Source organism: Frankia sp. CoWAU3 (assembly GCF_977971855.1).
The window spans coordinates 1-8,934 of sequence record NZ_CDWWXB010000142.1 but is presented as its reverse complement, the minus strand read 5'-3'; the positions used below and the strand labels follow the sequence as shown (position 1 = coordinate 8,934).

General features: G+C 67.3%; 7 protein-coding genes, 1 tRNA gene and 1 pseudogene. 3 read left to right on the top strand and 6 right to left on the bottom strand.

The genetic code is table 11. The annotated features are described in order from the left end of the window. Nucleotides 1–102: 102 nt before the first annotated feature. Together AC08ON_RS12825 and AC08ON_RS12820 are read left to right on the top strand one after the other, a co-directional pair. Nucleotides 103–741 carry an ImmA/IrrE family metallo-endopeptidase gene (locus AC08ON_RS12825; protein WP_476607749.1) on the top strand — a complete coding sequence of 213 codons (639 nt, stop codon included), beginning with the start codon at nucleotides 103–105 and terminating at the stop codon, nucleotides 739–741. Between the two features lie 41 nt (nucleotides 742–782). Further along, entirely contained in the window at nucleotides 783–2,489 is a 1,707-nt protein-coding gene (locus AC08ON_RS12820) for a recombinase family protein (protein ID WP_476607750.1), read from the top strand. An 8-nt stretch (nucleotides 2,490–2,497) separates the two neighbouring features. On the opposite strand, the gene AC08ON_RS12815 is transcribed toward AC08ON_RS12820, so the two are convergent. From AC08ON_RS12815 to nadD, 4 genes are all read right to left on the bottom strand, one after another. Then, nucleotides 2,498–2,574: transfer RNA gene (locus AC08ON_RS12815), tRNA-Ala, on the bottom strand. Nucleotides 2,575–2,652: 78 nt separating this feature from the next. Further along, entirely contained in the window at nucleotides 2,653–3,351 is a 699-nt protein-coding gene (locus tag AC08ON_RS12810) for a histidine phosphatase family protein (RefSeq protein ID WP_476607751.1), read from the bottom strand. Then, the gene (rsfS, locus tag AC08ON_RS12805; RefSeq protein WP_476607752.1) at nucleotides 3,348–3,803 is read right to left on the bottom strand and encodes a ribosome silencing factor; all 456 of its coding nucleotides are present in this window, start codon (nucleotides 3,801–3,803) and stop codon (nucleotides 3,348–3,350) included. The genes AC08ON_RS12810 and rsfS overlap by 4 nt, the downstream gene beginning before the upstream one ends. A 189-nt stretch (nucleotides 3,804–3,992) precedes the next feature. Beyond that, the gene (gene nadD, locus AC08ON_RS12800) at nucleotides 3,993–4,580 is read right to left on the bottom strand and encodes a nicotinate-nucleotide adenylyltransferase (protein WP_476617048.1); all 588 of its coding nucleotides are present in this window, start codon (nucleotides 4,578–4,580) and stop codon (nucleotides 3,993–3,995) included. Between the two features lie 234 nt (nucleotides 4,581–4,814). Here nadD and AC08ON_RS12795 point away from each other — a divergent pair. Beyond that, nucleotides 4,815–6,523 (top strand): annotated as a pseudogene (locus AC08ON_RS12795) (phosphoglucomutase, alpha-D-glucose phosphate-specific). Nucleotides 6,524–6,593: 70 nt separating this feature from the next. Here AC08ON_RS12795 and AC08ON_RS12790 read toward each other — a convergent pair. Continuing rightward, nucleotides 6,594–8,033, bottom strand: coding sequence for a vWA domain-containing protein (locus tag AC08ON_RS12790; protein ID WP_476607754.1), 1,440 nt, complete (start codon nucleotides 8,031–8,033; stop codon nucleotides 6,594–6,596). Between the two features lie 98 nt (nucleotides 8,034–8,131). Next, nucleotides 8,132–8,934: AAA family ATPase (locus AC08ON_RS12785; protein WP_476617047.1), on the bottom strand; the 803-nt coding region annotated here is incomplete at its 5' end.

Genomic DNA, 8,934 nt, shown 5'->3' with positions numbered 1-8,934 from the left:
AGCGGGCCAAAAACCAAGACTAACGCAGTATTTTGGATAGCACACTCGGGTGGACGAGTGCTAGTCGCCAGCAACCTAAGACGATTCATGAAAGGAGGAAACATGAACGGACACACCAATGTCATCCGCACCCTGCGTGCACTTATGCCCACTCGGGCGCTTACGCTCAATGAAGCGTACGTACTTGCCGAACAGCAAGCAACGAAGCTCTTGCAGCTTCTCAACATAACGAACGTGCCGGTAGACGTGGCCCGTATCGCCAAGTTGCCGAAAATTGAAGTGCGTGTGCAACCGCGACACCGCATGCCGAACCTCGCCGGCTTTTCGCACTGGTCACAGGGCCGCTGGCTTATCGTCGTCAACAAAGACAACGTTGAGGGCCGACGCCGGTTCACCCTGGCGCACGAGTTCAAGCACGTGCTCGACCACGCAACCGGCGACGTGAACTATGCCAAGCTCGGCGGTGGGGACAAGTCGAAGCACGACAAGCAAATTGAGCAAATCTGCGACTACTTTGCCGCGTGCCTGCTCATGCCGCGTATCGCGGTCAGAAAGGCATGGACGAGCGGTCTGCAAGACCTACCGACACTCGCCCAACACTTCAACGTCTCGACCGCTGCTATGAAAATCCGACTCGAATACCTCGGTTTCCTTGACGACGAGCGGTCGATAGAGCGTTACTTCCGAAGCGAGGTTCCGGCGCTTCCGATGAATACCGAACCATGCGGCCTCGCTGCTTAGTGAGATAACTATCTCGTTCGCACCTTCACAGAGGAGAAATCATGAGCAAGGCGTCGCTGAACGGCAGAGTCCGCGACGCAGTGACGGCACCATCAAAACGCGCCATCCTGTATCTGCGGGTGTCGTCCAAGCGTCAAATGGACACCGATGCCGACCTTGACCCTGACGGCAATTCCATCGACACGCAACGCAAGGTTTGCCGCGAAAAGGCGCGGCAGATGGGCGCGGTGATCGTCGATGAGTATGTCGAGCCGGGCAACTCGGCACAGACGATTAGCAAGCGTCCCGTGTTCCGGGACATGATGCAGCGCATCAACGAACAGCGCGACGTGGATTGCGTCATCATCTACATGCGGTCACGGGCGTTCCGCAACTACGTGGACGCGGGCAACACGAAGCTCGCGCTGCAAAAGCTCGACGTGAAGCTCGTCTCGGCCAAAGAAGACTTTGGCGAAGGCATCATGGCGGAAGCTATGGAAGCCGTCACCGACGTATTCAACTGGCTACAAGTTCGCATGAGCAGTGAAGACATCAAAATCAAGATGGCCAACAAGGCGCGCAATGGTGGCACCATCGGCCGGGCCAAGATCGGCTATCTCAACGATAAGGTGCTCATCGACGGTCGCAAGGTCAATACCGTCGTGCTCGACCCTGTACGGTCGCACTACGTTCCGATGGCTTTCGAGCTGTTCGCGACCGGACAAGAAACGGTCGCTACGCTCCGCGAAAAGCTGACGCACGCGGGCTTCCAAATGCCGATGAACGGCAAGAGCAAGGGCGGGCCAATCTCGTTGGAACGGCTCCGACAGCTTTTGCGGGACCGCTACTACCTCGGCTACGTCACCTACGAGGGCATCGAGTACAAGGGAAGGCACGAACCGTTGGTTTCTGAAGAGCTGTTTGAGCACGTACAACGCATCCTTGACTCGCACTCCGGTTCCGGCACGCGGTACCGCACGCACAACCACTACCTCAAGGGTCTGCTCTACTGCGGGCGCTGCAAGTACCGGTTCATCGTCCAGCGCGCCGAAGGTCGGCACGGCGGGGAGTACTACTACTTCTTCTGCCGGGGACGGCAACAAGGGCTCTGCGACATGCCGTTCATACCGGTTGAGGTCATGGAAGACGCCGTAGTGGCTTACTACGGCGACGCGGTGAGCCTGCCGGCCGAGTGGCTTGCCGAGGTTCGCGCGGGCGTAGACGAAGCCGTGAGCGACCACCACGAGCTGAGTGACGCACTCCGCGACCAGTATGCCAAGCGGCTTGACGCCCTCGACCACAAGGAGAACTACTTTCTCGACCTGGCGGCCGAGCAGGAGTGGCCCAAGGACAAGCTTCGCGCCAAGATCGACGCCATCCGGCACGAGCGCCGCGAGATCGAAGACACCCTGGCGCAGGCAGAACAGCACCTTGACCGAGGACGTGAGGTCTTCCACCACGCCCTTGCCCTGCTCGAAGCGCCACAGGCGGCCTACGAGCGCGGTGACGAGGCAGTGCGATCCATCTTGAACCGGGGCTTCTTCACACGCCTCTACGTGGACGGTGGCCGCATCACGGGCCACGAGATGAAGGAACCCTTCGACATCCTCACCGAGGCGTACCGCGTCTACCAGGTCAACCGGACCGGCGCGAGCATCACTCGCCAGACACAGCAGAGCGCCGCACCCACGGATGAGTACGGCGCTCGTGCCTCGGAGTCCGTGACCGGCCCCCCTTGCCCTGACCTCGGAGGTCAGGGGTTGGAGTAAGCCGGTCATGGTGGAGCTGAGGGGATTCGAACCCCTGACCCTCACACTGCCAGTGTGATGCGCTACCAGACTGCGCCACAGCCCCAACTACTATTCATTTTATATCAGACCCGAGCAAATCCGGTCTTGCACCCCACCCGGGCACCAAACCTGTCCTGATGGACTACTTCGGCAAGTGTACAGGCTCCGTGTCGGCTACTGTCGGCGCCCCCTGGCTCGGCAGGAGCGTCTCGGTTAGTCCCGATCCGGCGGTCCCGACCTTACCAGCCAGCGGCCCCGCGTTGTGCTCGACCAGGCGGAACCCACCCTCGACGAGCCGCAGGACGGACCACCGGCAGTTGGCGAGCGGTCCGAAGTGCCACCAGAACTCCGGTGGGAGGCCGAGCACATGACCGATCAGTGACCGGGCAGTACCGCCGTGCAGGACAAACACGACGAGACCGTCCCATTCGGCCGGAAACCCCTCGGCCCGGACCTCGTCGAAGACCGTGCCGGCCCGCTCCGCCACCTGCCGGTAGGTTTCGCCACCGCCACGGGGCACGTCATCCCCGCGCCGCCAGGCCCGATCCTCCGCGGGGAAGCGTTGGGCCGCCTCGGCAGCGGTCAGCCCGGACCACGCGCCGAGATCGATCTCGCGCAGCCGCGCGTCGGAGCGGAAGGGCACGCCGAGCGCCGCCGCGGTGTCCCGGCAACGTTGCAGGTCAGACGACACGACGAGTTCCGGGCGCATCGCCTGGATGACCGGGGCCACCGCGGCGACCTGGGCGCGCCCGGTGGCGTCGAGGGGCGGATCCGCGTGCCCCTGGAAGCGGCCGATGTCGTTCCAGGTGGTCCTGCCGTGCCGCCAGAGCAGCAGCCTCACCGTGGGGTCGCCGTACCGGGCCCGGCCACCCCCGAGCCCGAGCCGCCGCTCGCCGCGGTGGACCCCGGGGAGGCACCGACCCCGACCCCGACCGCCGCGTCGACGAACGGGATCACCGGGCAGTCCTTCCAGAGCCGTTCGAGGGCATAGTAGACCCGCTCCTCGTCCCGCTGCACGTGCACCACCACGTCGACGAAGTCGAGCAGGACCCAGCGGCCCTCCCGCTCTCCCTCCCGCCGGACGGGCTTGGCTCCCAGCCGGCGTAGGTGCTCCTCGATCTCGTCGACGATACCCTTGACCTGCCGCTCGTTGCCCGCGGATGCGAGCACGAAGCAGTCGGTGATGGCCAGCCGATCGCTCACGTCGAGGATGAGCAGGTCATGGCCGAGCTTGTCGGCGGCCGCCTGCGCGGCGGCGAGGGCGAGTTCGACGGCTCGCGGGGAAGCGGTCACGCTCGGGTTCTCCAGGGTGGTGACGGGCGGGAGGCATCCGTCTTCGGCTGCCTCGCGCGCCGTCCGGGGCCGGACGGCTGCATCCAGCGTGACACATCGACGCGCGGGCAGGGCACTCCTCGCGTCCATGACGGGCCGAAAAATCGAGATATCGCCTGGCCCGGTGGCCCGTCCGGACGGCTCGGCGGGTTAGGAAGCACCCTGGTAGAGACGCCGCTTGGCGATGTAGCGCACGACCCCGTCGGGAGTGAGGTACCAGATCGGCGCCCGGCGGCCAACCCGTTCCCGGATGTCGGACGAGGAGATCGCCAGCGCCGGGACCTCCAGCAGGCTGACGGCGCCGGTCGGGAGGCCGGCGTCCAGCGCGAGGTGGTAACCGGGCCGGCTCACGCCGACGAAGTGGGCCAGTTCGAACAGCTCGCGGTGGTCACGCCAGGTGAAGATCTGCGCAAGCGCGTCCGCCCCCGTGATGAAGAACAGCTCGTCGTCCGGTCGCGCCGCACGCAGGTCTCGCAGGGTGTCGATGGTGTAGGTGGCGCCGCCCCGGTCGATCTCGATCCGGCTGACCGTGAACTGCGGGTTCCCCGCCGTCGCGAGGAAGGTCATCAGATAGCGGTCCTCGGCGGCGGAGACTTTGCGATGGATCTTCTGCCAGGGTTGCCCGCTCGGCACGAAGACCACCTCGTCCAGATCGAACAGGGCGGCCACCTCACTGGCTGCGACGAGGTGCCCGTTGTGGACGGGATCGAAGGTCCCACCCATGACACCGAGGCGCACGACCGGACACTAACCCCGCATCACCGCACGTGCCCGTCTGGCGCAGCCCGGCGGGAGATGTGCCACAAAGCCTCACACCCACCGGCGCCTCACACCCACCAGCGCCTCACGCTCATCGGTCTCACGCCCACCGCCGTGCCCGCCGCAAGCGGGCCAGTCCTGGAACGGCCCACCCGGCTAGGCTGACCACAGGCCGCAGGCCGGCCCCGTCCCCCCCGCAAGGAGGTCCCGCCCATGCCGACCAGTCCGCGTGCGGGGCAACCCGCCGCCCCCGAGGATCTCGTTGACGTTGACGGCCTGCTCGCCGCCTACCACGAGATCCATCCCGATCCCGCCGATCCGACCCAGCGGGTGTCGTTCAGCACGTCCGGTCATCGTGGCTCGGCGCTGCGCGGCTCCTTCAACGCCGACCACATCCTGGCCACCACCCAGGCGATCTGCGACTACCGGAAGGAGGCAGGCGTCGACGGACCGCTGTTCGTCGGGATCGATACGCACGCACTGTCGGCGCCCGCGCTCGCGAGCGCCCTGGAGGTCCTCGCCGCGAACGGCGTCACGGTACGCATCGCCCCGGACGGCGAGGCCACCCCGACCCCGGTGATCTCGCACGCGATCTGCGCCACAACCGCGAACGCACGCCAAGCAACAGGACGGGCAGGACGGACACCACCGACACCACCGGCGCGACCGGCGCGACCGGCCCGGCGCGCGGCCTCGCCGACGGCATCGTCGTCACGCCGTCGCACAATCCGCCCGCCGACGGCGGGTTCAAGTACAACCCGGCGCACGGCGGTCCGGCGGACACCGGCGTCACCAAGGTCATCCAGGATCGCGCGAACGCCCTGCTCGACGGTGGCCTCGCGGGCGTGGCCCGGGTGCCATACCCGCAGGCGCGCGCCGCCGCCGTGGTCCACGACTACGTCGGCGCCTATGTCGCGGACCTCGGCGACGTCATCGATCTCGACGCGATCCGCGGCGCCGGGGTGCGCATCGGCGTCGACCCGCTCGGTGGGGCGAGCCTCGTGTACTGGCAGGCCGTCGCCGAGCGGTACAAGCTGGATCTCGACGTGGTGAACACCACGATCGACCCGACCTTCGCCTTCATGACGACCGACTGGGACGGCAGGATCCGGATGGATCCGTCGTCGCCGTACGCGATGGCCTCCCTGGTGCGGCTGGCCGGCTCGTTCGACGTCGCCCTCGCCAACGACGCCGACGCCGACCGGCACGGCATCGTCACCGGCACGGCCGGGCTGTTAAACCCGAACCACTACCTCTCCGCGGCCATCGCCTACCTGTTCGGCCACCGCCCGGGCTGGCCGACCGGGACGGCGATCGGCAAGACGCTGGTCAGCTCCAGCATGATCAACAGAGTCGGAGTGAGCCTCGGTCGCAACGTGGTCGAGGTGCCGGTGGGCTTCAAGTGGTTCGTGGCCGGCCTGACCGACGGGAACCTGGGCTTCGGCGGCGAGGAGAGCGCGGGCGCGTCGTTCCTGCGCCGCGACGGCGCAGTATGGACGACCGACAAGGACGGGATCATCGCCTGCCTGCTCGCCGCCGAGATGACGGCGGTCACCGGCCGGGACCCCGGGCAGTTGTACCGGGAGCTCACCGATGTCCACGGTGCCCCGGCCTACCGGCGGGTCGACGCGCCGGCCACCCCAGCGCAGAAGAAGATCCTGGCCGCGCTCACCCCGGAGAGCCTCAGCGCGACGACGCTCGCCGGTTCGCCGGTGACCGCCGCGCTGTCGCACGCGCCGGGCAACGGCGCGGCGATCGGCGGGGTGAAGGTCGTCACTGACGATGCCTGGTTCGCCGCCCGGCCCTCCGGCACCGAGGACGTCTACAAGGTCTACGCGGAAAGCTTCCGGGGCCCCGGACATCTCGACGAGGTCATCACGGAGGCACAGTCGATCGTTGACGCCGCCCTCGCCCGCGGCTGATCCTGCCGGTCCCCAGGCCGGTCCCGGAGCCAGCCTGGGGACCGGGGCTGGGGCCGGGGTCGGGGACCCGTCAGGACGGAAGAAGCCGCCCGAGGAACGCCTGGAGCTGCTCGACGTTGCGGCACTCCACCATCTCGTCAACGAGCTCGGCGTACACGTTTGTCGCCGAGTCGCCCGAGCCCCAGTAGCTGCGCGGCTCCGGGTTGAGCCAGTAGGAGTGCCGGGCCTGCGAGCACAGTCGCCTGAAGATGGTCGCCGAGGTCGGTCGGTAGTTGTTCCGGGCGTCACCGAGGATCAGCAACGACGTCTTGGGACCGACCGCCTCGGGGTACTTCTCGGCGAAGACCTCGATGGCATGCCCGTAGTCGCTGTGCCCGTCGAACCAGACGAGGTCCGCCTCTCCGGAGATGCGGGCCATCATGTCGCCGAGGTCGAGGCCGCGCAGGTACCTGGTGACCTCGTCGGTCGTGTCGATAAAGGCGAACGCCCGGACCTTGGCGAACTGCTCGCGCAGCGCATGGGTCAGCATCAGGGTGAAATGCGCGAACGAGGCCACCGAGCCGGAGACGTCGCACAGCACGACCAGCTCGGGTTTGTGCGGCTTGTGCGGGCGGTGCCTGGTCTCCACCGGTACACCGCCGGTGGCCAGCGATGCCCGCACCGTGCGCCGGAAGTCCAGCCGGCCGATACGGCCGAACCGGCGCCGCGCGGTCAACCGGGTCGCCAGCCGCCGGGCGAGCGGGTAGACCTGCCTGCGCAGCTCCACCAGGTCCCGCTGGGAGGCTCGCAGGAACTCGACCTGGTCGCTGAGCGGCTTCACCGCGGTGCGCTCGACCGCATCGAGGCCGCGTTCCTCGGCCATCCGCCGCCGCACCTCGGTGGACACCATCTCCTCGAACCCGCGGATCCGGTCGGTAATGGTCTGCCGGGCGGCCCGTTCGGCGAGTCCGCCACGTTCGGAATCTGCCAGCATCGCCGCGAGCAGATCGACGATGAGGGTCTCCGCCGACATCACCCGCAGCACCCGGTAGATGAACCACGAGCGGGCGGAGCTGCCGCGCGCCGACCCGAACGCGCTCACCGCCTGCCGGGCGAGCGCGCGCAGCGCCTCGTCGTTGCCGTCGCGCAGCGCGTCGAGCAACTGGTCGCGCAGCGCCTGACGCAGCTCCTCCAGCTGCTCGGGCGACAGCTCGCCGGGATCGACGCCGGCGTTCGCCGCCGCGCCGTTCGCAGCCCTGGCCGGGTCGTCGTCCAGGTCGTCCAGGTCGTCCAGCGACACCCCGTCCCCGATCCGGGGCGGGAAGTACAGGTCGAACAGAGTGTCGAAAGCCGGCCGGTACAGCGGCCGCTTGCACAGGGTCGCCGCGAATGCCGCCCGGACGGCGTCCCGCTCGGCCCAGCCCAGCGCGCCGACGGCCCTGGCGGCATCCACGGTCTCAGCGCTGCTCACCGGGACACCGACCCGGCGCAACGCCGCGGTGAAATCGACGGTGCGGTCCAGCAGATTCATGCCGGCGCCCCCTCGTGGACGTGCGGCCGTGGCGACGGCCGTCAGCTGGCAATCGGTTCGATGAATTCGATCAGTTCGATGGGTTCGGCTCGGGCTGTTCAGTTCGCGCCGAGCTTGAGGTGACTGATGGCTCGGGCCTGGTCGCTGGCGTGCTTGAGGACGACGCCGAGAGTCGAGGCGACGGCGGTCTCGTCGAACGTGTCGAATCCGAGCGCGAGCACGGTCTGACCCCAGTCGATGGTCTCGGCGATGGAGGGCGCCTTCTTCAGTTCCATCGCCCGCAGCGCGCGGACGATCCGGACCAACGATTCGGCGTGCCTCTCCGGGAGATCGGGCACCCGGGAGAGCACGATCTCCTTCTCCCGCTCGGCCGAGGGATAGTCCAGGTTGAGGTAGAGGCAGCGCCGCTTGAGCGCCTCGGACAGCTCCCGCGTCGCGTTGGAGGTCAGGATGACGAAGGGACGGCGGATGGCGCTGATGGTACCGAGCTCCGGAATCGTCACCTGGAAGTCGGACAGCACCTCCAGCAGCAGGCCTTCCACCTCGACGTCGGCCTTGTCGGTCTCGTCGACGAGCAACACCGTCGGCTGCTGGCGGCGGATCGCCGTCAGCAACGGCCGGGAGAGCAGAAACTCCTCGCTGAAGATGTCGTCGTGGGCCTGCTGCCAACCCTCGGCGCCGCCGTCTCCCGATCCGGCCTGAATGCGCAGCAGTTGCTTCTTGTAGTTCCATTCGTACAGTGCGCGAGCTTCATCAAGCCCTTCGTAGCACTGCAGCCGAATGAGCTCGGCGCCAACCGCGGTCGCCAGCGCCTTCGCGAGCTCGGTTTTACCGACACCCGCGGGCCCCTCCACAAGCAGCGGTTTACGCAGCCGATCCGCGAGGAAGAGCGTGGTGGCAG